The sequence below is a fragment of the Arthrobacter sp. Cr_A7 genome (assembly GCF_029222765.1).
Lineage (GTDB): Bacteria > Actinomycetota > Actinomycetes > Actinomycetales > Micrococcaceae > Arthrobacter.
In genome coordinates this window covers 1-21,020 of record NZ_JARHXQ010000155.1, presented here as the reverse complement: position 1 = coordinate 21,020, position 21,020 = coordinate 1, and the positions used below count along the sequence as shown (strand labels likewise).

19 protein-coding genes are annotated in these 21,020 nt (G+C 67.1%); 9 read left to right on the top strand and 10 right to left on the bottom strand.

All coding sequences use genetic code 11. From position 1 onward, the window contains the following. Positions 1-17: 17 nt before the first annotated feature. From P2Q66_RS09750 to P2Q66_RS09730, 5 genes are all read right to left on the bottom strand, one after another. Positions 18-2,291: an alpha-L-rhamnosidase gene (locus P2Q66_RS09750; RefSeq protein WP_275727595.1), complete on the bottom strand. Its 2,274-nt coding sequence runs from the start codon at positions 2,289-2,291 to the stop codon at positions 18-20. 54 nt (positions 2,292-2,345) lie between these two features. Beyond that, entirely contained in the window at positions 2,346-3,350 is a 1,005-nt protein-coding gene (locus tag P2Q66_RS09745; protein WP_275727591.1) for an ABC transporter ATP-binding protein, read from the bottom strand. Next, complete coding sequence (locus P2Q66_RS09740) at positions 3,347-5,422, bottom strand: dipeptide/oligopeptide/nickel ABC transporter permease/ATP-binding protein (RefSeq protein WP_275727589.1); 2,076 nt, start codon at positions 5,420-5,422, stop codon at positions 3,347-3,349. The genes P2Q66_RS09745 and P2Q66_RS09740 overlap by 4 nt, the downstream gene beginning before the upstream one ends. After that, on the bottom strand, positions 5,419-6,372 hold the full coding sequence (locus P2Q66_RS09735) for an ABC transporter permease (RefSeq protein ID WP_079596761.1): 954 nt from the start codon (positions 6,370-6,372) through the stop codon (positions 5,419-5,421). Before P2Q66_RS09735 ends, P2Q66_RS09740 begins: the two co-directional genes overlap by 4 nt. Before the next feature lie 61 nt (positions 6,373-6,433). Further along, positions 6,434-7,990: an ABC transporter substrate-binding protein gene (locus P2Q66_RS09730; RefSeq protein WP_275727585.1), complete on the bottom strand. Its 1,557-nt coding sequence runs from the start codon at positions 7,988-7,990 to the stop codon at positions 6,434-6,436. A gap of 217 nt (positions 7,991-8,207) precedes the next feature. Between P2Q66_RS09730 and P2Q66_RS09725 the strand changes: the two genes are divergently transcribed. Further along, a complete protein-coding gene (locus P2Q66_RS09725; protein ID WP_275727583.1) occupies positions 8,208-9,473 on the top strand; it encodes a family 1 glycosylhydrolase in 1,266 nt (421 codons plus the stop codon). Positions 9,474-9,554: 81 nt separating this feature from the next. Beyond that, positions 9,555-9,845, top strand: a complete 291-nt coding sequence (locus P2Q66_RS09720) for a hypothetical protein (RefSeq protein WP_275727581.1) — start codon at positions 9,555-9,557, stop codon at positions 9,843-9,845. Here P2Q66_RS09720 and P2Q66_RS09715 read toward each other — a convergent pair. Together P2Q66_RS09715 and P2Q66_RS09710 are read right to left on the bottom strand one after the other, a co-directional pair. Continuing rightward, the gene (locus tag P2Q66_RS09715) at positions 9,830-10,063 is read right to left on the bottom strand and encodes an ANTAR domain-containing protein (RefSeq protein ID WP_275727579.1); all 234 of its coding nucleotides are present in this window, start codon (positions 10,061-10,063) and stop codon (positions 9,830-9,832) included. The two genes, P2Q66_RS09720 and P2Q66_RS09715, sit on opposite strands and share 16 nt — an antisense overlap. A gap of 64 nt (positions 10,064-10,127) precedes the next feature. Beyond that, positions 10,128-10,625, bottom strand: coding sequence for a GAF domain-containing protein (locus P2Q66_RS09710; protein WP_275727577.1), 498 nt, complete (start codon positions 10,623-10,625; stop codon positions 10,128-10,130). A gap of 61 nt (positions 10,626-10,686) precedes the next feature. Here P2Q66_RS09710 and P2Q66_RS09705 point away from each other — a divergent pair, with 61 nt between their 5' ends. Further along, positions 10,687-12,303, top strand: coding sequence for a carboxylesterase/lipase family protein (locus P2Q66_RS09705; protein WP_275727576.1), 1,617 nt, complete (start codon positions 10,687-10,689; stop codon positions 12,301-12,303). Here the strand turns inward: P2Q66_RS09705 and P2Q66_RS09700 are convergent. Genes P2Q66_RS09700 through P2Q66_RS09690 form a run of 3 tightly spaced genes read right to left on the bottom strand, consistent with a single transcriptional unit; the run spans position 12,281 to position 13,833 of the window. Further along, positions 12,281-12,721, bottom strand: a complete 441-nt coding sequence (locus P2Q66_RS09700; protein WP_079596766.1) for an SRPBCC family protein — start codon at positions 12,719-12,721, stop codon at positions 12,281-12,283. The two genes, P2Q66_RS09705 and P2Q66_RS09700, sit on opposite strands and share 23 nt — an antisense overlap. Positions 12,722-12,767: 46 nt before the next feature. Then, positions 12,768-13,052: a hypothetical protein gene (locus tag P2Q66_RS09695; RefSeq protein ID WP_079596767.1), complete on the bottom strand. Its 285-nt coding sequence runs from the start codon at positions 13,050-13,052 to the stop codon at positions 12,768-12,770. 7 nt (positions 13,053-13,059) lie between these two features. Continuing rightward, the gene (locus P2Q66_RS09690) at positions 13,060-13,833 is read right to left on the bottom strand and encodes an SDR family NAD(P)-dependent oxidoreductase (RefSeq protein WP_079596768.1); all 774 of its coding nucleotides are present in this window, start codon (positions 13,831-13,833) and stop codon (positions 13,060-13,062) included. A gap of 226 nt (positions 13,834-14,059) precedes the next feature. Between P2Q66_RS09690 and P2Q66_RS09685 the strand changes: the two genes are divergently transcribed. From P2Q66_RS09685 to P2Q66_RS09660, 6 genes are all read left to right on the top strand, one after another. Further along, entirely contained in the window at positions 14,060-15,397 is a 1,338-nt protein-coding gene (locus P2Q66_RS09685; protein ID WP_079596769.1) for an MFS transporter, read from the top strand. Between the two features lie 35 nt (positions 15,398-15,432). Beyond that, positions 15,433-16,329 (top strand): transketolase, encoded by an 897-nt coding sequence (locus P2Q66_RS09680; protein WP_275727573.1) that lies wholly within the window; start codon positions 15,433-15,435, stop codon positions 16,327-16,329. Beyond that, positions 16,326-17,345 (top strand): transketolase C-terminal domain-containing protein, encoded by a 1,020-nt coding sequence (locus tag P2Q66_RS09675; protein ID WP_275727571.1) that lies wholly within the window; start codon positions 16,326-16,328, stop codon positions 17,343-17,345. Before P2Q66_RS09680 ends, P2Q66_RS09675 begins: the two co-directional genes overlap by 4 nt. A gap of 113 nt (positions 17,346-17,458) precedes the next feature. Beyond that, on the top strand, positions 17,459-18,118 hold the full coding sequence (locus P2Q66_RS09670; RefSeq protein WP_275727570.1) for a GntR family transcriptional regulator: 660 nt from the start codon (positions 17,459-17,461) through the stop codon (positions 18,116-18,118). Positions 18,119-18,243: 125 nt separating this feature from the next. Next, complete coding sequence (gene treS / locus P2Q66_RS09665; RefSeq protein WP_275727569.1) at positions 18,244-20,538, top strand: maltose alpha-D-glucosyltransferase; 2,295 nt, start codon at positions 18,244-18,246, stop codon at positions 20,536-20,538. Between the two features lie 89 nt (positions 20,539-20,627). Then, a partial coding sequence (locus P2Q66_RS09660; RefSeq protein ID WP_275727568.1) for a DapH/DapD/GlmU-related protein occupies positions 20,628-21,020 on the top strand: 393 nt, incomplete at its 3' end.

The following is a 21,020-nucleotide window of genomic DNA, read 5'->3' as shown; positions in this document are numbered from 1 at the left end:
CGGTTTTTCCAAGTCGGCTACGTCGCCAGAAGGCCCGCATCCGCCGTGAAGCGGTGCGTGCCACCCTGGACAGTGAAGGGCTCGCGGCCCGGAAGGTCGACGTCGGCCTCCACCCCGTCAGGGACCGTCGCCTCCACGTGGAGGGCGCCGCCGTCGAGCCGCCATTCCACACTGACGGTGCCGTGTGGCGTCTTCAGCGACGTCCTGGCCCAGTCGATCCCGACCCCCGGCAGCGGCGCGATCCTGACTTTGCCGTAGCCCGGCACGAGGGGCCGGATGCCGCCGATGGCCTTGTGCATCCAGTCGGCCACGGCGCCCAGGGCGTAGTGGTTGAAGCTGGTCATCTCGCCGGGGTTGATGGTCCCGTCCGGCAGCATGGAGTCCCAGCGTTCCCAGACGGTGGTGGCACCCATGGTTACGGGGTAGAGCCAGGAGGGGCAGCCCTCTTCCAGGAGCAGGCGGTAGGCCTCGTCGGCATGGCCGGTGTCCGTGAGGGCGTGCGTGATGAACGGGGTGCCGGCAAACCCGGTGGAAACGCGGTAGTTGTTATCCCGGACCAGCTCCGCCAGGCGATTCCCGGCGAACTCCCGCAGGCCCTCGGTGTGCAGCACGTCGAAGGCAATGGCCAGGGCATAGACGGTGGTGCAGTCGCTGCGGATGGTTCCGTCCGCGGCCACATAGTGCTCGGCAAAGGACGCCCGGACCCGGCCGGCAAGCCGCTCGAAGTACGCGGCGTCGTCCGTTTTGCCCAGGAGCCTGGCGGTCTGGGCGGTGATGCGCGCGGTGCGGTAGAGGCAGGCGGTGGCCACCACGCCGGTGTCGGCCTTCGCAGCCCAGGGCTCGTCGGGTGCGGCGTCCGGGTCCAGCCAGTCGCCGAACTGGAAGCCCTGGTCCCACAGCCCGGTGGGTGAGAGCAGGCCCTCCACCCGGCGGATGTGCGAGGCCATCGACGCGTACTGGTTCTGCAGCACGGTGATGTCGCCGTAGGCCTCCCAGAGCGCCCACGGCACCCAGACGGAGGCTTCGCTCCACAGCGCGGATGACTCGGGCTTGGGAAATTCGGGCGGCTGGGGGCAGTACTTGAGGATATCCGGGACGGTGATGGGGACCAGCCCGTCGGCGGCTTCCTGCTCGGCGGCGAGGTCCAGCAGCCAGTCCTGCAGGAAGTCCTTGACGTCGTAGAGGAACGCGGCGGTGGGGGCGAACACGGCGATGTCACCGGTCCAGCCCAGGCGTTCGTCTCTCTGCGGGCAGTCGGTGGGGAGGTCCAGGAAGTTGCCGCGGAGCCCCCAGACGATGTTGCGGTGCAGCTGGTTGACCAGTTCGTTGGAGCATTCGAAAGTCCCCGTGCGCTCCAGTTCGGAGTGGACCACCACGGCTTCGAGGGAGTCCTCGCTGAGTGTCCCGGGCCAGCCGGTCACCTCGGCGTAGCGGAAGCCGTGGAAGGTCTTGGTGGGCTCGAAGAAGTCCTGCCCTCCGGAGAGGATGAACGTGTCCGTGGCTTTGGCCGAGCGCAGCGGGCGGACGCCCAGCTCGCCGTCTTCGAGCACCTCCGCGTGCCGCAGCGTGATTACCTCACCCGGCCCGCCCTGGACCGTGAACCGCAGCCAGCCCACCAGGTTCTGGCCGAAGTCCACGAGGGTTTTTCCGGCGGGTGAGGTGAAGACCCTGACGGGCTTGACGACGCCGGCACGCACCACGGGCGGGCCCACCGGCTCTGCGAGCCTGCCGGCGTCGAACTCCACCTCACGCACGCCCGTCCAGCCGCCGCCCTCGAAGTTGGGCCCGGCCCAGCCGGGCTGGGTGCGGCGGGCATCGATGACCTGGCCATCGTATATCTCGTTGAAGGTGGTGGCGGAGGGGCCGGCCTGCCACGTGCTGTCCGAGGCGACGGACTGCACGTGCCCGTCCGCGTATTCGATGTCCAGCTGCCCGTAGAACCCCAGCTCGCTGCCGTACAGGTTGGATTCGCCGTGCCAGGCCAGCCGGCCGCGGTACCAGCCGTTGCCCAGTTCCACGCCGATCACGGTGGACGGTCCCACGAGGGCCGTCACATCGTAGGTGCGGTAGCGGAGCCGCCATTCATAGGAGCTCCAGCCCGGGCTCAGGACGTCGTCGCCCACCGGGGCGCCGTTGATGAAGGCCTGGTAGACACCGAAGGCGGTGGCGCGCAGCGTCGCCTCCACCACGGCCCCGTGGCCCTCCTCAAGCCGGAACTCCTTGCGGAGCCGCGGGGCGCCGTCGAAGTCCTGCTGCGCTGAAATCATGGCGGCGTGCCACGTGGGTGTCATGAAGTGTTCCGTTCTATAGGTCTGCAGGGAGGCGTGCTTGGGGCAGTGGTGGAGTCAGGCGTAGTGGCAGGCGACGTCAGATCCGCCCACCACGCGGAGGGCGGGACGTTCCGTGGCGCACAGTTCAGTGGCGAGCGGGCAACGCTGCCGGAACGGGCAGCCGCCCGGGGTGGCGGAAACCGACGATGCCGTCCGCACTCCCATGGATTCACGCAGCGTTCGCCGCTCGGCCTGCTCGGCCGGCCGGGGCACGGGGGACGCTGCCACCAGCGCCTGGGTGAAGGGGTGTTTCGGGTCCTCGGTGACGGCGGCGGCAGGCCCGCTCTCCATCACCTGCCCCCGGTACAGCACCACGACGCGCTGGGCCAGGAACTGCACCACGGAGATGTCGTGGGCGATGAACAGGTAGCTCAGTCCCCGCTCATCGCGAAGGTCCGCCAGGAGGTTCAGCACCTGGGCCTGGGTGGAAAGGTCAAGGGCGCTCACGGCCTCGTCGCACACCACCAGGCTGGGTTCGCAGATCAGCGCCCTGGCCACGGCGATGCGCTGGCGCTGGCCGCCGGAGAACTGGCTGGGGTACCGGTCCACGGCTTCGCGGGGAAGGCCCACGCGTTCCAGCATGGCTTCTGCCCTGTCCCGGGCATCCGGTGCGGCAACGCCGCGGATCCGGAGGGGCTCGGCCAGGGAGGCGCCCACTGTCTGGCGGGGGTTGAGCGAGGAGTTGGGGTCCTGGAAGACAGCCCGCAGTTCGCTGCCCAGGGCCCGCCGCCGGCCGGAACCGGCGTGCGTGATGTCCTTGCCCTGGTAGCTGATGGATCCGGCGGAGACTTTCTGCAGGCCCAGGATGGCCTTGCCGATGGTGGACTTTCCGGAGCCGGACTCCCCCACCAGGCCAACTGTCTCACCGGGCTGGATGGTAAAGCTGACGCGGTCCACCGCGGCAGGGGCTGCGGCAGCCTTGCGGCCGCGGCCGTACCAGACCACGAGGTCCTTGACCTCGAGGATGGGGGTGGCCAGGACGGCCGCTGGTGCCTGTCGGGCCGGGGTCTCGATGCTCATGCCAGGTCCTTTTCAACAGTCATAACCTTGGGGGTAACGTCCAGCAGACGGTGGGTGGGCACTTCGGTGGGCACCCATGCCAGGCCCTCAACCGCGAGTTCGTCCGCCTTGACGCAGCGGACCAGCCCGGATTCCGAACCGGACGGCAGCAACGGCACCGGGGCGGCGCAGGCGGAGCCGGCGAACTGGCAGCGGGCGGCAAACCGGCAGCCTGCGGGCCAGTCCTTGGGCTGCGGCACCTGGCCGCTGATGGTTGCCAGCCGCTCCGGCATGTCCGCGGCGGAATTGGCGTGCGGATCAGCTGCGAGGAGCGCCAGGGTGTACGGGTGCCGGGGGTTGTCCAGGATGCCGGCGGTCTGGCCGCTTTCCACCACCTGGCCCGCGTACATCACTGCCACCCTGTCGCAGATGTCGGCCACCACGCCGAGATCGTGCGTCACGATGACCACCGACATGCCGGTGTCCTTCACCAGCGAGCGCAGCAGGGAGAGGATTTCCGCCTGCACTGTCACGTCCAGGGCGGTGGTGGGTTCGTCGGCAACGAGGAGGCGGGGCCTGCCGGACAGTGCCAGGGCGATGGCGACGCGCTGTGCCATGCCGCCGCTGATCTGGTGCGGGTAGGTCTTCAGGATGCGTTCGGCGTCCACGATGCCCACCTTCTGCAACAGGCCCAGGGCTTCGGTGCGGGCTTCGGCCTTGCCCATGCCACGGAGGCGGCGGATCGCCGCGGTGAGCTGGTAGCCCACCGTGAACATCGGGTCCAGGGCGCGCATGGGTTCCTGCGAAATGAGGGCGATTTCCCGTCCGCGGATGCCTTCCATGTCCTTGTCAGTTGCCGCGGCCAGGTTCCTGCCGTTCCAGAGGATTTCCCCGCCGGTCACGGACACTCCGGAGGGCAGCAGTCCCAGCAGCGAAAGTGCGGTCATGGTCTTGCCGCAGCCGGACTCTCCCACCAGGCCAAGCACGGTGCCGCGTTCGACGTCGAACGAGACGTCGGTGACCAGGCGGACGCTGCCGTCCACGCCCACGGAGAGGTTCCGGACGCTGAGCTGGTCCTGCGCCGGTGCCTCCTCCGGGTTTACCGGTGATGCTGCAGCGATGGCGGAGACGGCCTTTGCCCGCTGGCGGCGGGCTGCTGCGGACGGCAGGTGGGAGGCGGTGGCGTTGGGCGACTTGCCCAGGGCATTGCCGATGGCGTTGGCGGCAAGCACGGTCAGGGCCAGCACGGCGCCGGTGGGAACCATCAGCCAGGGGGCGTCGTAGACGTGCTGGGACGCGCTTTGGATCATCCCGCCCCAGCTGGGCTGCGGGATGGGCGGGCCGAACCCGATGAAGGCGAGGCCGGCCTGGATCAGCATGCCGACGGCGAAGATGAGGGCGGACTGCACCACGATGGTGTTGGTCAGTCCGGGAAGGACGTGCCGGAGGCTGATCCCGAGCATGCTGACGCCGTCCACTTTGGCTGCGTCCACATACAGCTGGGACTGCAGCGACTTGGCCTGGCCCAGCATGACGCGGTAGATGCCGGCGGAAATGAGGATGCCCAGGATGGCCATGACCACGGGAATGTTGGTGCCCACCGCGCCGATCACGGCGAGGATGATCACGGTGCCGGGGATCGACATCATGATCTCGGTGGTGCGGCTGATGACCGACTCCGTGCGGTCCCCGCCGGCGGCTGCCAGCATGGCCAGGATGGTTCCGAGCCCGACGGCGACGAGCACCGTGATCATGGACGTTCCCAGGGTCCCGGCCGCGGCAGCGAAAATGCGGCTGAGGAGGTCCCGGCCCAGTTCGTCGGTACCGAGCCAGTGCGCGGCCGTGGGGCCCGAGAGGACGGCGGTGAAGTCCTGGTCCTCGGTCTTGAAGGGCAGCCAGAGCGGCGCGGTCACGGACGCGGCCACCATGGCGGCCAGCCAGGCCACCCCGGCGAGGCTTCCCGGTGAGGCGAACAGCTTGCTCCCGGAGAAGCGGGTAAGTGCCGGCCGGCGGGACACCGTGGGCGCTGCGGCACCGGCGGCGGGAGCCTCGGCGGGGGAACCCGCGGGGGCAGGGGCAACTGAGGGGATCATGAGGCACGCAACTTCGGGTCGAGGAACTTGGTGGCGAGTTCCAGCACCAGGTTCACGGCAACCACCACAACGGTGGCGATCACCACCACGCCCTGGACGGACGGAGCGTCATGGGTGCTGACGGAGGTTTGGACAGCCTGGCCCAGGCCCGGCATGGCGAACAGCTGCTCCGCGATGACGGAGCCGCCGAACAGTTGGATGAACTGCAGTGCGATGCCGGCAACGATGGGGAGGCTGGCATACCGCAGGGCGTGGACGTAGAGGATTTTCCAGGTGGGGGTAGCGGTGGCGCGAAGGGTCCGGATGTGTTCCTGCTGCAGCGCCTCAAGCATGGAGGCCCTGGTCTGGCGGGCGATGAACGCTGCGCCGCCCACTGCCAGGGTGATGACGGGCAGGGCAAGGGACAGTGCCCAGTCCTGCGGGGATGCCTCGAACGGGACGTAGCCGGTGGCGGGGAAGATGGAGGACTGGACCGCGAACAGGTACACGAAGATGACGCCCACCCAGAAGTTGGGCAGGGCCACACCCATGCCGCAGGCAGCGCCGATGATGCGGTCTGCCGTTCCCCCGCGGACCGCGGCGGTGACGCCCAGGGTGATGCCCAAAAGAGCGCTGAGCAGCGTGGCCCCGGCAGCCAGGGACGCGGTGACGGGAAGCCTGCTGGCCAGGTCGGCGCTGACGGAGCGGCCGTCAATCAGCGAAGTGCCGAGATTGCCCTGGACGGCGTCGCCCAGCCAGCGGACAAACTGGGTCAGCAGCGGATCATTCCAGCCCAGCCGCTGGTTGACTTCGTCGATGGCCTCCTGGGTGGCGCCGGCTCCGAGCGAGACGGCTCCGGGGCTGCCGGGCATCGCGTGCACCAGCAGGAATGCCAGCACCGCAACCACCAGAACGGTGGCAAGCGCCATCAGCAGGCGTTTGGTGATGAATAGTGCCATGGTGACCTCCATCGGTCAGGCCCTGCCGGGCGGGCCCTCTTGTGGGGGAGGGCCCGCCCGGCAGGTGCGGGTGTTAGCTGGCCGGCTTGTAGGACGAGAGGAGCGGGTAGGCGTTGGTGCCGGCGAACTCCACCGGCGCCACCTTCTTGGTGTTGTAGCCCTGGTTGGTGAGGGCCTCGTACAGCGGAATCATCCAGCCGGATTCCACCAGCCGGGTGTTCAGCTTGGTGGCCGCGGCCTTGACGGCGGCGTCGTCCTTCGCGGCAGCCAGCTCACCGGTGGCGGCGCTGAGCTGCTCGTCGGTGGCCTTCTGGACGTTGGTGAAGCCGCTCAGGACTGCTCCGTACATCACGCCCACGGGGTTGTCCCAGTTCAGCGGTGCGTAGCCGAGCGGGGTGGTGGCGACGGCGGCGAACGCCTCGTCCGTTGAGGCGGCCATCTTGACGTTCATGGTGATCCCGACGGCGGCGAGGTCCTTCTGGACTGCCTGCAGGTCCGTCTGGGTCTGGGCGCCGGCAATGATGGTGAACTCGAAGCCGTCCGGGTAGCCGGCTTCCGCGAGCAGGCTCTTGGCCTTCTCAGGGTTGTAGGCGAACGCCGTTTCCAGGTCCTTGGTGAAGCCGGCGGAGTCCTTGGGCAGGGCGTTCCAGGCCGGGATGTCACCCTTGTGGAGCGCGTCCACCAAGGCCTGGCGGTTGATGGCGTACTGGATGGCCTGACGGACCTTTTCCTCGGCGAACGCCGGTGCGGTCTTGCCGATCTTGTCGAAGGAGATCATGGTGTTGACCGTGCCGCCAATCTGGGACACCCCCACGCCCTTGGTCTTCACGAAGTCCACCGTGGAGGACGTCAGCATGGCAACGTCGGCCTGGCCGGAGACCAGGGCGTTCGCCCGGGCCTGCGGGTCGAGGACCACACTGAAGATGACCTTGTCGAAGGCGTACTTGGAGGCTTCCGGGCTCTTGCTGTTCTTGACCAGGACGTACTTGTTGCCCTTCACGGTGGAGGGATCAAGCGTGTAGGGGCCTGAGCCGTCCGGGGTTGCGGCGAGGCTCGCGGTGTCTGTAACGGCGGTCTTGCCGACGATCATGCCGGTGGTGGAGGCCAGGTTCTTTTCGAACCCCGGCTGCGGCTTGGCGAAGGTCAGGGCCACCTGCGTGGGGCTGACGACGTCCACCGAGGCGATCTCCTGCGCGCCGCCCTTGGCGACGGCGGAGTAGGCAGTCAAGGCCGGGTCGGAGCGGCGGTCGAGGTTTGCCTTGACCAGTTCGGCGTCGAGCTTTGACCCGTCTGTGAACGTGACGTCGTCCTTGAGGGTCAGGGTCAGGACCGTGTTGTCAGCGTTGTAGCTGAACTCCTTGGCCAGGCCCGGGCCTGCCGAGCCGTCCGGCTGCAGGGTCATCAGGCTTTCGTAGAGCCCTTCGAAGAACTGCCGCTGGGCGGCCGACACACGCAGCGGATCGAAGCCGAAGGATGCGGAGTCGCTATCGATGGCGAGGGTCAGGGTGCTGGTGTCCACTTTGGCGGCTGCCTGGCCGGAGCCGCCGCCGCAGGCGGTGAGCGATCCCAGCAGGAGGGCGCCGGCCAGAACGGCGGAGCTCGCACGGGCGGTGGAGTTCAGGAGTTTCATGTAGTGCGCCTTTGCATTCTGATGTGACAACGGAGAGGACTGTGTGGGCCAGGCGAGTGGCCGGCTTCCTCAAGAATGCTGTGGGCACGTTTTCGCCAGACACGACTATTTCATTGGTTGGAATACTTCTGTGGCGCGGGTCACGGCGCAGGACAGGATGAATGTCAAGGCAGCGAAGCCTGGCGCCGGGACCCGGCGTTGCACCGAAAGGATCACCATGACCGTCTCCCCCTTTTTCCCGCCCGACTTCCTGTGGGGTGTGGCCAGCGCCGCGCACCAGGTGGAAGGAAACAACGTCAACAGCGACACGTGGCTCCTGGAGCACCTGCCCGGAACGATTTTTGCCGAGCCCTCAGGTGACGCCGTGGACCATTACCACCGGTACCGCGAGGACATCGCCATGATCGCCGGACTCGGCTTCACCAGCTACCGGTTCTCGCTGGAATGGGCGCGGATAGAACCCGAGGAAGGCCATTTCTCGGTGGCCGAACTGGACCATTACCGCCGCATGCTGGAAACGTGCCGTGACCATGGCCTGACCCCGGTTGTGACCTTCCACCACTTCACGTCACCGCGGTGGCTGCTGGCCATGGGCGGGTGGGAGGGCCCGCGGACGGCGGAGCTTTTTGCCCGTTATTGCGACCGTGTGATGGCGCACCTGGGTGACCTGATCGGCGTCGCCTGCACCTTGAACGAACCGAACCTGCCGTGGCTGCTGGAATCGTTCGGCATCGGCGGTGAAGCGCCGGAAAACCGGGTTTCGGTGCCCATGTGGGCTGCCGCCGCGGAACGCCTGCGCGTGGATGCCAGCACCGTGGCGCCCTTCCAGTTCTGCTCCACCGAGGCCGGGTTCGCCGTCAAGCTGGCGGCTCACCGGGCCGCCACTGCAGCGATCAAGGGGCACCGGCCCGGGCTGCAGGTGGGCTGGACGCTTGCCAACTCGGACATCCAGTCCATCGAGGGCGGCCGCGAACTGGCCGACCGGGTCCGCCGGGACGTCAACGAACGCTTCCTCGAAGCATCCCGGGGCGATGACTTCGTGGGGATCCAGACGTACGGCCGCACGGTATACGGTCCGGACGGCCACGCACCGGCGCCCGAAGGCGCGGAAGTCAACCAGATGGGCGAGGAAATTTACCCGCAGGCACTGGAGGCGACCATCCGCGAAGCGCACCGGATCGCGGGCATTCCCGTCATGGTGACGGAGAACGGCCTGGCTACCGAGGACGACGCCCAGCGCGTGGCTTACCTTCAGGTGGCCGTCGACGGCGTCGCGGCCTGCCTGGCGGACGGCATCGACGTCCGGGGCTACATCGCCTGGACCGCCTTCGACAACTTCGAGTGGATCTTCGGCTACCGGCCCAAGTTCGGGCTCATCGCCGTCGACCGCGGCACGCAGGAGCGCACTCCGAAGGAAAGCGCCCACTGGCTGGGTGGCTTCGCCCGTGAGCATGCGCTCTCACACGTGACGCAGCCTGCCTAGGGAGATCCGGCACTTCACCCATCAGTCCGGCCGCCCGCTCCGAATCCCTTGGGACAAAACTCCCAAAGCTAGGACGGGACGATGGATGAAGCGGACCAGCAGGCCCTGACCGGAGCGGTGATCAAGAGGCACAGCCTCGACCTCGCCGAGGTGTGGCTCGACTTTGTTGCCCTCGGCGGGGACGCCTCCGAACAGGACATCAGGGATTACAGCTCCGGGACGGCGGCACTGTCAAAAGATGACCGGGATGCCCTGACCCAGGCAGTGAATGAGCACTGTGCCGCGGCGAACGCACTGGTTCGGGCGCCCTTCAGCGGTTCCCTCCTCGCGCTTCCGCAGAAGGAACGGCAGGATCCCTACTCGTCGAAGTAGGTGAACGTGTCGGTGCCGCCCGCCACGGAGGAGACCACGGTGGCCGCGACGTCCCGGAGCTTCACGTTCCTGGAATTGGAGGCCTCGCGCAGGACCTGGAAGGCGGCGGCCTGGCTGCAGCGGTTCTGCGCCATGATGGCACCGGTGGCCAGGTCGATGACCGTCCGTGACTGCATGGCCGCACTCATGCCGTCCCTGGACTCCTGAAGCTTGGCCATCCGCAGGGCAAGCGTGAGCCCCTTGGAGACCTGTTCGGTATAAGCCTCAGCGGTGGCGGCGTCGTCACCGCTGCACGCCCCCCGGCTGCTCGAAGTGAAGGGTAAGAGCGCCGAGGTCCTTGCCTTCCAGGATCAGCGGGATGCCCAGCACAGACCCGATGCCCTGCTCCCGGGCGGCCACCACGTACTCCGGCCAGCGGTCTTCGTGTTCCAGGTCCGGGACGAGGACTGTTCCCCTGGTCCGGATGGCGGCCAGGCCCGGGCCGTCCCCCTGCGTGTCTTCCAGCTCGGTGAGCAGGCAGGAGCCGGGGCTGCTGCCGGCCATGGCGGTGGGCTTCTTGGGGCGGGTCAGCCTGATGCCGCAGGACACGTCCCGGCCGGCACTGCCCAGGCGCGCGGCAGAGTACTCTGCGAGGTCCTGAAGGAGCTGCTCCACGCCGCGGTTCCCGAGGACCAGGTCCTGCAGGTGCGCTGCAACATCGGCAAAGACTCTGCCATCCGCAACATCGGTGACCACCAAGGATCTTTCCTCCCGGACGAAAATGAAAAGCCATAACAACATGGCCGCTCACTGCCAAACGGTAGTTCCAGCCTACCCGTGCAAAGGACGTAACCTGTCAACCATGAAGCCCGCCTCCAGCCACACCGGAGCCGTCCACGGCGCAACGCTGACAGTCGACGGCACCCCGGTCCGCAGTTTCCTGGGGGTCCCGTACGCGGAGCCGCCGACGGGGGAACGCCGTTTCCGCCCGCCCGTTCCCGTGTCTCCATGGCCCGGTGTGCTCGACGGCACCGCGCCGGGTCCGGGCGCCCCGCAGAACCCCGAGTCGCCGGCACCGCCCGGCGCCAAACCGCGGATCTGGAGCGAGGGGGGCTGCCTCAACCTCAACATCTGGACTCCCGCCACGGACGGCCCTGCCAGGCCCGTGATGGTGTGGATCCATGGCGGCGCCTACCTCAGTGGTTCCAACAGTGACGGCATGTACGACGGCGCCAACCTCGCCGCCGCGGGCGATGCCGTGGTGGTCACGATCAACTACCGGCTGGGAGCGCTCGGTTTCCTGCACCTGGCGGACCTCCTGGGACCGGGCTACGAAGACTCCTCCAACATTGCCCTCCTGGACCAGCTCCAAGCATTGCGCTGGGTCCGCCGCAACATCGCCGGGTTCGGCGGGGACCCACAGAACGTGACCCTGTTTGGGGAATCGGCCGGGGCCGCGGCCATCGGCACCCTCCTGGGCATGCCGGCGTCGGAAGGCCTGTTCCGCCGGGCCATCATGCAAAGCGGCACCGCCGAACGCTGGCGCACGCCCGCTGACTCTGCCAGCATCAGCCGGAGGTTCCTCGCCCTGTGTGGCCTGGACAGCCACTCGGCCGCCGGGCTGCTGGCCCTGCCCGTGGAGCGGCTGCTGGAGGCCCAGGAAAAGCTGGTGCAGGAGGTGGGCCGGGAAACATTCGCCGTTCCCCTGCCCTTCCAGCCGACGGTGGGGACGCCCTCACTGCCGCAGCCGCCCCTGGACGCGGTCCGGCAAGGGCTCAACGCCGGGGTGGATCTTATTGTCGGGACCAACCTCAACGAGGGGTCCTTCGCGGTGGAAATGCGGCCGACTGCCCCTGAGGATCCCGGCTATCCGCAACGCGCGGCCCCCGTGCTCACGGCTGCCGGGATTGCCGGGGACCGCACGGCGGATTACGCGGCCGCCCTCGCCAAGGTTCTGTCGCTGGAGGCCGGCCTGCCGCAGGACGCCGGCCAGTCACGGGACGCAGGCCTGTCACGGGATGTGTCCGGCAAGGAACTCCTCGAAGCCGCCATTACCGATTCCGTCTACCGCCAGCCCAGCAGCAACCTGCTGGACGCGCGCGGTAGTGGCGCCCGGCACGGGGCGCCGGGCCGGACCTTTTCCTACCTTTTCACCTGGCGCAGCCCGGCAATGGGCGGAAAGCTCGGAGCATGCCACGCCCTGGACATCCCGTTCGTCTTCCGGCACCTGGATGCGCCGGAGGCTGCCTTCCTCACCCGCGGCCGGGCACCGCAATCCCTCAGCGACACCATGAGCGGCGCGTGGGCGTCATTCGCGTGGACCGGAACACCCGTCCTGCCCGGACTGGAGTGGCCGGAATACGGGCGGCACCGCAACACTATGATCCTCGACGCGGCACCCCGGGTGGACGCGGATCCGCGCCGGGACATCAGGGAGTTCTTCGAGGCGAACCGGGTCAGCCTGCAGCCTGGGCGTTGAGGGTATCCCGGATCCCGTTCAGCGCGGGGTCCCGGAGCTGCATGAAGGCAGGCTTCAGCAGCGGCTGAATAATCTTGGCCGGTCCCTTGATGCTGAACTCGGCCGTGTACTTCACCAGCGACCCGGTGCCGGACGGGCTGACGTCAACGGAGTCAAAGGCCGTGACGGTCTTGTTCTCGCCGCGGAGCTTGATGTGGTTCTCCGTCAGCTCGATGACCTCGTACTCCAGGGTCTGGCGCTTCCCCCGGAATTCGGACTCCGCGTGGTAGCGGTGGCCCACCGCCACCGGGCCCGGCGTCAGCTTGTCCATCACGGGAGTGTTGGGGTCCCACGTGCTCGTGTTCTCGAACTCCCTCATGAAGGCAAAGGCCTTTTCGGCAGACAGCTTGGTTTCCACGCTTCCGGTGACTGTGATCATCACCCCAGTGTAGGAACGGGCTGGCGGGATGCACAGCCCCGCCGCCCTACGCCCGCCCGGCCGCCGCAGCCGTTTTCCGTCCGGCCAGCTGGACGGACGCCATTTTGTAGCACAGCTGCCCGCCGAGTTCGCGGGGATGGATCCACACCTCATAGCCCTCGGCTGCCGAGAACAGGGCCCTGCCCGCTGTCATGTCCGCTGCAAGCCAGAGGGCGGAGGAATCCTGCATGGCGTCATCCACCACCCCTGCCCGGACCAGCTGGAAATCCTTCCGGACCTCCACGGGAATCCCGACGAGCCGGCTCCAGTCGTGAAAGCGAAACCACTTCATGGCGCGGTCAGTGCATGTGGCTTCCGCCGTTGATGTCCACCGTGGTGCCGGTGAGGTAGGCCGATTCCTCGGAGGACAGGAAGGTGATCACGGCAGCAACTTCTTCCGTGGTGGCGTTGCGGCCCAGCGGAATCCCGGCGTTGATGGCGGCTTCCTGCTCCTCGGTGCTGCCCACCCGGATGTTGGTGTCCACGGCGCCCGGGGTGATGGCGTTGACGGTCACGCCGGTGGTGCCCAGTTCGCGGGCCAGGGCCTTGGTAAGGCCCAGGATGGCGGCCTTGGCTGCGGAGTACGGGACCTTGCCGAAGACCCCACCACCGCGCTGGGCTGATACGGAGGACATGTTGACGATCCGGCCCCAGCCGTTGGCGATCATGTCCGGCAGGAAGGCCTTGGTCACCAGGTAGGTGCCGGTGGCGTTGACGTCCATCACCTTGTGCCACAGCTCAAGGGTGGTCTCCAGGAACGGGACGGGGGAAGTGATCCCGGCGATGTTGGCCAGGGCCCCTACCGGCGGCAGGTTGCCGGCGGTGACCTCCGCGGCTACGGCCTGGTAGGCGGCGTTGACGGATGCTTCGTTGGCGACGTCGATTTCGTGGCCAAAGGCGGGGACGTTGAATTCGTTGCCGATCTCGGCGGCGACCTTGGCGGACTTCTCGCCGTCGAGGTCCAGGATCACCACGGCCCAGCCCTGGTTGGCGTAGCGGCGTGCGGTGGTGATGCCGATGCCCCGGTCCGAGGTTGCCCCGGTGAGGACTGCGGTGCGCTGGATGGTGGTCATGATGGTGCTCCTTGGCTGTGATGGAACATCTTTGGTCCCTTGGGTTGGCTGGCCCGGCTCGCACGGGCATTCGTGATGGGGACCACACTAGTCCGGTCAATGTTAACAGTCAACCTCCGACATTGACTGTTGACATTACCCATGACCCCGATCACACTGGACCTATCATTTTGTTAACCGTCGACAGCGGCTACCCCAACCAGCCGCTTTCCGAAAGGGAACCACCATGGGCAAAGATGCTCTGAACATGCGCGGTCCAGTGCATGGCACCAAGGACGCGAAGCGCGTCGCCATTGGCTCCGGTGTGGGCGCAGTAATCGAAACGTACGACTTCATCGGTTTCGGCACCGCCGCTGCGCTGTACTTCGGGACCGCCTTCTTCCCCACCGGCGATCCCGTTACCGGCACCCTGGCCGCCTTCGCCACCTTGGGCGTTGGCTTCGCTGCCCGCCCGCTGGGCGGCATCATTGGTGGACACCTGGGTGACAAGGTGGGCCGCAAGCCCGTGCTGGTCACCTCGCTGATCCTGATGGGCGTGGCCACGTTCCTGATCGGCCTGCTCCCCACCTACAGCCAGGTGGGCCTGCTGGCTCCGGCGCTGCTGGTGTTTGTCCGCATCGTCCAGGGCCTGGCCTTCGGCGCCGAATGGGGCGGTGCCATCCTGATGAGCTACGAGCACGCGCCGTGGAAGTCCAAGGGCAAGTACACCGGCATTGTCCAGGCCGGCTTCCCGGTGGGCCTCCTGCTCGCCAACCTGGTCTTCCTGGTCAGCGTCAACCTCGGCGGCGAGCTCGCCTGGCGCGTTCCGTTCCTGGCCAGCATCGTGCTGGTGGTTGTGGGCCTGATCATCCGCTCCAAGGTTCCCGAGTCCCCCGTCTTCGACGAGGTCAAGGACAGCGGCGACATCGTCAAGTCGCCCATCGTGGAGGTCATCAAGACCGACTGGCGCAACATCGTGAAGGGCATTGGCCTGCGCGTTGCTGAGACTGCCGGCTACGCCGTGTCCATCACGTACATGATTTCCTACCTGCACACCGAACAGCTGGCGGACAAGACGCAGACCCTCGTAGCGCTCTGCATCGCATCCTTCATCGGCATCTTCGCCACCGCCGCCTGGGCACGCCTCACCGACCGCATCGGCCGCCGCCCGGTCTACCTCTGGTCCTGCGCCTTCGCCGTCCTGTTCGCCGTGCCCATGTTCCTGCTCGTCAACACCGGCCTGTTCTTCTTCATCATCGCCACCATCGCCATTTCCTATGCCGTCTGCCAGAACTCGCTTGCCGGCGCCCAGGGCGCCTGGTTCCCGGAGCTCTTCCAGGCCAAGACCCGCGCCTCAGGCGCCAGCCTTGCCTACCAGATCTCCGCCATGGTCTCCGGCTTCACCCCCTTCGTCACCACGCTGCTCTTCGTCAGCTTCGGCTGGATGGGCCCGGCCCTTCTGTTCGGCGCCTACGCAGCAGTGGGCCTGTGGGCCGCAGTCGCCACCCGTGAAACCTGGGGAAAGCGCGAGCGCGAGCTGGCCGATGAAGCCACCAAAAGCACCCCCAACACGGTGAGCGTCTAATGACCGTCACGCACGAAACGAACACGGAGCAAGCCATGCCAACAGAAACCGTCCAAGCCCCGGCCATCAAAAGCCAAGCGGCTCAGGAGCGGATCGCCAAAATCGCCGCCGCGGCTTACCGGATCCGGCACCACGCCCTGAACATGGGCGAGGTGCAGGGCCAGGGCTACGTGGGCCAGGCCCTGGGTGCAGCGGACATGCTGGCCACGGTCTACGGCGACCAGCTCCGCTTCCGCGCCGAGGACCCGCACTGGGAGGCCCGGGACCGGTTCCTGCTCTCCACCGGCCACTACGCCATCGGCCACTACGCCGCGCTGGCCGAAGCCGGCATCGTCCCGGTCGACGAGCTCGAAACCTACGGCTCGGATGATTCGCGGCTGCCGATGTCCGGCATGTCCACTTACACGCCCGGAATGGAAATCTCCGGCGGCTCCCTGGGCCACGGCCTGACCATCGCCGTCGGCATGGCCCTGGGCCTCCGGTACCAGGACTCCGATTCGAGGGTGTTCAACTTCCTCTCCGACGGCGAGCTGGACGAAGGCTCCACGTGGGAGGCGGCCATGGGCGCGCACCACCACCAGCTGGGCAACCTCACAGCAATGGTGGACATCAACGCCCTCCAGGCGGACGGCAAGACGGACACGGTGCTGCGCACCGAGCCGGTGACCGAAAAGTGGGAATCGTTCGGCTGGTACACCCAGCGGGTGGACGGCAACGACGTCGCCGCGCTGCTCGCAGCCTTCGACAACGCAGCCGCCCAGGCCGCCGCCGTCGGACGCCCCTCCGTGATCCTCTGCGACACCAAGGTAGGCCGCGGCGTACCCCTGCTCGAAAACCGCGAAAAGGCGCACTTCATGCGCATCGAAGAACACGAATGGCAGACCTGCCGCGAGCAGCTCACCGCCGGCTATGAAGGAAAGGCTTCAGCATGAGCACCACCACCGAGGCCCCCAACACCACGACAGCCGTCAAGCCGAAGCTGAAGACCTCGGCCATGATCGCCTCCTTCGCTGACCCGGGCCAGAAGACGACGTCCGCGCCGTTCGGGCACGCCCTGGTCAAGGCCGCGCAGGAAAACGACAGGATCGTCGGCCTGACCGCGGACCTGGGCAAGTACACGGACATGCACATCTTCGCCAAGGCATTCCCGGAACGGTTCTTCCAGATGGGCATGGCCGAGCAGCTGCTCTTTGGCGCCGCGGCCGGCCTGGCCGAAACCGGGCTGGTGCCGTTCGCGTCCACCTACTCCGTGTTCGCTGCCCGCCGCGCCTACGACTTCCTGTGCCTGGACGCCGCCGAGCCCAACCTGAACGTCAACATCGTGGGCGGCCTGCCCGGCCTCACCACCGGCTACGGCCCCAGCCACCAGGCCACCGAGGACATGGCGATCTTCCGCGGCATGCCCAACCTGACCATCGTGGACCCCTGCGACTCGATCGACATCGAGCAGGCCGTCCCCCAGCTCGCAGCGTCCGAGGGCCCCACCTACCTGCGCCTGCTGCGCGGCAACGTGCCCACCGTCCTGGACGAATACGACTACACGTTCGAGCTCGGCAAGGCCAAGGTCCTGCGCGGCGGCAACGACGTTGTGTTCATCTCCTCCGGCCTGATGACCATGCGCGCCCTGCAGGCGGCCAAGGCGCTGGCGGCACACAACGTGGACGTCGCCGTCGTGCACGCCCCCACCATCAAGCCGTTCGACGCCGAAACCGTCCTCAAGGAGATCAACACCGACCGGCTGGCCGTGACGCTGGAAAACCACTCCGTGGTGGGCGGCCTGTTCGAAACCGTCGCCTCCGCCGTCGTCACCGCCGGCGTAGGAAAGCGCGTGGTCCCCGTGGCACTGCCGGACCAGTTCCTCGACGCCGGCGCCCTGCCCACCCTGCACGACCGCTACGGGCTTGCCACGGACCGGATCGTCGCAAAGGTCCTCGCCGAACTCGGCTGACCTTTCAACAGCATCAAAGAGCACGGCACCGGTCCCGGCCGGTGCCGTGCTTTCTGTCGTAGTATCGACGTACGACTGTAAACAGTCGACTTACAACATTGAGGACGGAAGCCATGGCCGGACTGACAGCCCCGCTGCTGGGACTGGAAAAGAAAAGCCTGCGCGAGCAGGCGCTCGCGGCACTGAGGACCGCCATCACCAGCGGCGAGCTGGAACCCGGGCGGCACCTGGTGGAAACCGAGCTGTCCGAGATGCTGCAGATCAGCCGGGGAACGCTCCGTGAAGCCCTGCGCCAGCTGGAACAGGAAGGCCTGCTCTCGGCCGGTCCCCGCGGCCGGCTCTCCGTCCGGCACCTGGATGAAAAGGAAATCCGGGATATCTTCGCCGTCCGCGCCGCCCTGGAGTCGCTTGCCGCCCGGACCCTCTGCGAACTTCAGGACCGGCAACACGTCACGCAGTCCCTGCACAAAGCTATCGACGCGATGAGCGCGACAGCTGACGGGACGCTTGAGGAACGGATCGAATCGGACCTCGAATTCCATCGCACCCTGTGCCGCCTGACCGGCAACGAGACGCTCCTGCATTCCTGGCAATCGCTGGAAGGCTCCATCCGGATGTCCATCATGTTCGCCGGCCGGGAAAAGGGCGTCAGCAACATGAGCGTGGACCGTCACCGGGACATCGTCGCCGCCATCGACACCGGCGACGCCGCCCTGGTCCGCAAGACCATCCTCGAGCACATGGACACGGCCGCGGCCACCCTGGTGTCCTAGCCACTTCTTGGTAGTTTCGTAGTTCGCGCGAATAGTCCCCGCGCCCCCGGGTACGTTGGACTATGAGCAGGGTGGCCAGGCAGTATGCCTTGGGACCGCGGGACCAACTGTAGAAAGAGGACTCAATGCGGGAACCGATGACCAGCGACGATGTTTTTGAAGCGGAGACCGTTGCCGGCGAAAACGAAGAAGCAGCTGCTGAACCGTCAGCGGACCCGGACGTCAATTTCGACGAGCAGTTTTATCCGGCACGGCCCAAGGCCCTAAGGCCCACCGCCCGGCGGCGCCAATACTTTGCCACCAGGCCATCCTTCGAATTCGATGGACGCAATGCGGCCTATGTTGAATGGCTGCGGAACCAGGCGATGCTCGGCGACGCCAACACATTGGCCCGGCAGCTCTCCGGGCAAGCCAGCATGTGGCAGAACTCCTACGCTCACCCGAACCCCCGGGCTGCCGTGGAGCGGGCACCCGTCTGGTTCACTGCCTATCCGCTGTCCTTCATCACCAGGTCCACCGAGTCCTTCCTCTCGGCCCTGGGCGATCCGGCCATGTGGGAAGCGTTCAGCGAAATAGGCATCCGGGCCATCCACACCGGTCCGGTGAAACTGGCCGGAGGCATCAGCGGCTGGTCCCAGACGCCCAGCGTGGACGGGCACTTCGACCGGATCAGCATGGCGATCGATCCGGTGTTCGGAACCGAGGATGAGTTCCGCCGGATGTGCGAGGTCGCCGCGGAACACGGCGGAACCATCATCGATGACATTGTTCCCGGCCACACCGGCAAGGGGGCGGACTTCCGCCTGGCCGAGATGAATTTCCGGGACTACCCGGGCATCTACCACATGGTGGATATCCCGGAGGAGGACTGGCACCTGCTGCCGGACGTCCCCGAGGGGCAGGACTCCGTCAACCTGAGCCCCGATTCCGAGCAGGCGCTGCAGAAGGCCGGGTACATCATTGGCCGGCTGCAGCGCGTGATCTTCTACGAACCGGGCGTCAAGGAAACCAACTGGAGCGCCACCCGGCCCATCGTGGACACCACCGGAAAGACCCGCCGCTGGGTCTACCTCCACTACTTCAAGGCAGGCCAGCCGTCCATCAACTGGCTCGATCCGACGTTCGCCGGGATGCGCCTTGTGGTGGGGGACGCACTGCACTCCCTGGTGGACCTGGGCACCGGCGCACTGCGGCTGGATGCCAACGGCTTCCTCGGGGTGGAAAAGAGCGCCGAGGAGCAGCCGGGCTGGTCCGAGGGGCATCCGCTGTCGGAGGCAGCCAACCAGCTCATCGGCTCCATGATCCGCAAGGTGGGCGGGTTCTCCTTCCAGGAGCTGAACCTGACCATCGACGACATCAAGGCGACGTCCGAGGCGGGCCCGGACCTTTCCTACGACTTCATCACCCGGCCGGCCTACCACTACGCGCTGGTCACCGCCGATACCGAGTTCCTGCGGCTGACGCTCAAGCTGTCCATGGAAATCGGCGTCGACCAGGCATCGCTGGTCCACGCCCTGCAGAACCATGACGAACTGACGTACGAGCTGATGCACTTTGCCGCAGGGCACCGGGATGAGATCTTCGAGCTCAACGGGCAGGAACTGACGGGCGCCCAGGTTGCCGAACAGGTGCAGCAGACCATGCGGGAGCGCCTGACCGGGGAGAACGCCCCCTACAACGCCCTGTTCACCACCAACGGCATCGCCTGCACGTCGGTCAGCTTCATCATGGCCGCGCTGGGCATCAAGGACCCCCAAGCGGTGACCCCGGAAGAGGAGTCGCGGATCCTGGATGTCCACATCCTCCTCGCCATGTACAACGCGCTCCAGCCCGGGGTCTTCGCACTCTCCGGCTGGGACCTGGCCGGCATCATGGCACTGGACCGCAAGAGCGTCGCCGAACTCACCGCCCAGGGTGACACCCGCTGGATCAACCGCGGTGCTCACGACATCATGGGCACCAGCCCGGACGCGGTAACCTCCTCCGCCGGTATGCCCCGGGCCCGGAGCCTGTACGGCCCGCTCCCCGAGCAGCTGCAGAACCCGTCCTCCTTCGCGAGGCGCCTGCAGCGGATCCTGGCGGTCCGCGAGGAAAGCGGCATCGCCACCGGCGCCCTGCTGGATGTACCGGACGTCTCCAACCGCGGACTGCTGGTGATGGTGGTCCGGCTGAACAACGGCGCACTGGGTGTTACGGTGCTGAATTTCTCCGACCAGGACATTGCCGGCAGCATCCAGTCCAGCCACCTGGTGCCCGGGGCTGCCGTCCACGACCTGTTCACCGGCGATGCCGTTGGCCAGGTGGATGACCTGCACAGCTTCTTCCTTGAACTACCCGCTTACCAGGGCACGGTCCTGCAGCTGACAGAGGAAGAGGAGACCGGGCAGGAGGACGCCGTTACCGCACCACCCATGGGCTGAGGTTCCTTGCGGCCGCGCGGGAATCCCTGTGGGTTCTCAACCGTTAACTGAATGTTCGGTAAGTTACCCGCGCGTAAACGAGGGATTGAATGAACGGGAAGTTTGTATCTGTTGAGGACGACGCCGGGAAGGTCACCCGCTACGTCCGTCACGGCAACGGCGGGGGCCTCGTGGCGCCCGGGGCAGTCGTGGCCGAAAGCGCCCGCATCGGCGCCATGACGTACGTGGAGCAAGGCGCACAGATCGGTCCCGGCTGCCGGATCGGCCACGGGAGCTGGATTGACCGTGAAGCCAGGATCGGCGACCGGACGGTGGTGGGTGACGGCGTGCGCATCGGTCGTGCGACGGTGATTGGAAGCCGGGTACACATCGGCAGCCACTCGCGCATTGGTTCCGGGGTCCTCATTGAGCACGGGGTCCACGTGCACGCGGACAGCACCGTGCCGGACGGCGGCCAGATCCTGCTGGGTTCGCGGACCCCG

Bases quoted from the DNA above. Each gene is read 5' to 3' on its own strand.
- P2Q66_RS09750 (WP_275727595.1), bottom strand. From the start codon at position 2,291: ATGACACCCACGTGGCACGCCGCCATGATTTCAGCGCAGCAGGACTTC.
- P2Q66_RS09745 (WP_275727591.1), bottom strand. From the start codon at position 3,350: ATGAGCATCGAGACCCCGGCCCGACAGGCACCAGCGGCCGTCCTGGCC.
- P2Q66_RS09740 (WP_275727589.1), bottom strand. From the start codon at position 5,422: ATGATCCCCTCAGTTGCCCCTGCCCCCGCGGGTTCCCCCGCCGAGGCT.
- P2Q66_RS09735 (WP_079596761.1), bottom strand. From the start codon at position 6,372: ATGGAGGTCACCATGGCACTATTCATCACCAAACGCCTGCTGATGGCG.
- P2Q66_RS09730 (WP_275727585.1), bottom strand. From the start codon at position 7,990: ATGAAACTCCTGAACTCCACCGCCCGTGCGAGCTCCGCCGTTCTGGCC.
- P2Q66_RS09725 (WP_275727583.1), top strand. From the start codon at position 8,208: ATGACCGTCTCCCCCTTTTTCCCGCCCGACTTCCTGTGGGGTGTGGCC.
- P2Q66_RS09720 (WP_275727581.1), top strand. From the start codon at position 9,555: ATGGATGAAGCGGACCAGCAGGCCCTGACCGGAGCGGTGATCAAGAGG.
- P2Q66_RS09715 (WP_275727579.1), bottom strand. From the start codon at position 10,063: ATGGCCAAGCTTCAGGAGTCCAGGGACGGCATGAGTGCGGCCATGCAG.
- P2Q66_RS09710 (WP_275727577.1), bottom strand. From the start codon at position 10,625: ATGTTGTTATGGCTTTTCATTTTCGTCCGGGAGGAAAGATCCTTGGTG.
- P2Q66_RS09705 (WP_275727576.1), top strand. From the start codon at position 10,687: ATGAAGCCCGCCTCCAGCCACACCGGAGCCGTCCACGGCGCAACGCTG.
- P2Q66_RS09700 (WP_079596766.1), bottom strand. From the start codon at position 12,721: ATGATCACAGTCACCGGAAGCGTGGAAACCAAGCTGTCTGCCGAAAAG.
- P2Q66_RS09695 (WP_079596767.1), bottom strand. From the start codon at position 13,052: ATGAAGTGGTTTCGCTTTCACGACTGGAGCCGGCTCGTCGGGATTCCC.
- P2Q66_RS09690 (WP_079596768.1), bottom strand. From the start codon at position 13,833: ATGACCACCATCCAGCGCACCGCAGTCCTCACCGGGGCAACCTCGGAC.
- P2Q66_RS09685 (WP_079596769.1), top strand. From the start codon at position 14,060: ATGGGCAAAGATGCTCTGAACATGCGCGGTCCAGTGCATGGCACCAAG.
- P2Q66_RS09680 (WP_275727573.1), top strand. From the start codon at position 15,433: ATGCCAACAGAAACCGTCCAAGCCCCGGCCATCAAAAGCCAAGCGGCT.
- P2Q66_RS09675 (WP_275727571.1), top strand. From the start codon at position 16,326: ATGAGCACCACCACCGAGGCCCCCAACACCACGACAGCCGTCAAGCCG.
- P2Q66_RS09670 (WP_275727570.1), top strand. From the start codon at position 17,459: ATGGCCGGACTGACAGCCCCGCTGCTGGGACTGGAAAAGAAAAGCCTG.
- treS (WP_275727569.1), top strand. From the start codon at position 18,244: ATGCGGGAACCGATGACCAGCGACGATGTTTTTGAAGCGGAGACCGTT.